The organism is Glycocaulis sp. (assembly GCF_052168375.1).
Lineage (GTDB): Bacteria > Pseudomonadota > Alphaproteobacteria > Caulobacterales > Maricaulaceae > Glycocaulis.
Genome location: NZ_JBQLZR010000069.1, coordinates 1 through 1,750 on the forward strand (window position 1 = coordinate 1; position 1,750 = coordinate 1,750).

Sequence of the window (1,750 nt, forward strand, 5' to 3'; positions counted from 1 at the left end):
GACGACACCATGCAAGGTTCCTGGACGCTGGACCATCTCACCGCACCGGTCGGCGCGGACATGTTCCTGCGCGAATACTGGGAAGAAAAGCCGCTGCATTGCCGGGCCGACGCAATGGCTGGCAGGACGCCGGAGCGTTTTACCGGCCTGATCTCCACCCAGGTCATTGATGCGCTGATCGCAGGTCAGCGCTTTCGTGAAGGCGAGTTGACCCTCGCCCGTTCCGAGCCACGCATCACGCCGGGTGATTATCATCTGGAGAATTCGGAAGTGGACCGGGGCGCGGTCATGCGCCTCTGGCAACAGGGCGCGACCATCATCCTGCCGCATCTGGAGCGCCGCCATACGCCTCTGGCGCAATACTGCCGCCAGCTGGAAAATGCGTTCTCCGCCCACGTCCAGACGAATATCTACCTCACGCCAGCGGGCGCGCAGGGTTTTCACACCCATTACGACAATCATTGTGTTCTGGTCTGTCAGGTCGAGGGGCGAAAGCGCTGGCGGCTTTATGATGCGCCTGCGGGCACGCCGTTTCGCGGCGAAGGGTTTGCGCCTGGCAAATTCACCGCCGGTGAGCCGGTAGCCGATTTCGTACTGGAGCCGGGCGACATGCTCTATGTGCCGCGCGGCCTGATGCATGACGCGGTCAGCGAGGCCGGCTCGCATTCACTGCACATCACCACAGGCATCATCGTGAAGACGATCGCCGACTTCCTGCTGGAAGCTGTGGCTGAGGCGAGCCTGAGTTCACCCCTCTTGCGGCGGTCCATGCCGCCGGGCTTTCACCGCGATGATTTTGACAGGGAGAGCCTGCGCGCCGTCTTCGGAAAGGCCATGGAAGATGCACGCCAGAAGGCCGATCTCGACAGCGTGCTGGACCTCTTCACCGATACATTTCTGCGCACCCGCCAGCCGGACCTCTCCGGCGGGCTGACCGGCGCAGCGGTAACTCCAGCCACACGCATCCGCCGCCGGGACCATGCGCCGATGCGGCTGGCGCAAGCCGGGCACCATATCGTGCTGGTCATGGCAGGCGGCGATATCAGCTTTGACGAGCCTGCCCTGCCGGCGCTCGAAGCCTTTCTTGCCGGAGAGACAATCTCTCTGACCGAGCTGGACGCGCTGGGACCGGACAAGGCCCGCGACGCGATGGAACGCCTGCTGGCTTTTGGCGCCGCAGAACGGGTCTAGGCGCTAGACCCGCTTCAGGGCTTCTTCCACCACGCGCTCTGCCGTGATGCCAAAGTGCGCATAGAGCTCTTCTGCTGGCGCTGATGCGCCAAAACCCGTCATGCCGACAAAGCCGCCATCGGTTCCGATCAGCGCGTCCCAGCCCCACCGCAGGGCCGACTCGACGGCGACGCACGGAACGCCCCTTGGCAGGACCGACTGGCGCCAGGACTCATCCTGCTTGAGGAAGCGTTCCACGCTGGGCGCGCTGACAACGCGGGCCTTCACGCCCTTTTCTGCCAGCAGGGTGCGGGCCGTCACGGCAAGCTCGACCTCGGTACCGGTTGCGATCAGGACAACTTGCGGCGCGCCGCCATCGGCCTCGCGCAGCACGTAGGCACCGCGTGCGGAGAGGTTCTGCGAGCCATCATCTTCGCGCACGTGCGGCACACCCTGACGCGACAGGGCCAGTATGGCCGGGCCGTCCTTGCGCTCCAGTGCACAGGCCCAGGCTTCTGCCGTTTCCAGCGCATCGCAGGGACGCCAGGTCTCGACACCGGGAATGGTGCGCAGGGCCGAC

General features: G+C 65.0%; 2 protein-coding genes. One reads left to right on the forward strand and one right to left on the reverse strand.

The window, feature by feature from the left end; all coding sequences use genetic code 11:
- Positions 1-1,191: cupin domain-containing protein (locus tag ACTS2Z_RS02740; RefSeq protein ID WP_442571699.1), on the forward strand; the 1,191-nt coding region annotated here is incomplete at its 5' end.
- A 3-nt stretch (positions 1,192-1,194) separates the two neighbouring features.
- On the opposite strand, the gene ACTS2Z_RS02745 is transcribed toward ACTS2Z_RS02740, so the two are convergent.
- A partial coding sequence (locus ACTS2Z_RS02745) for a transketolase-like TK C-terminal-containing protein (RefSeq protein WP_442571700.1) occupies positions 1,195-1,750 on the reverse strand: 556 nt, incomplete at its 5' end.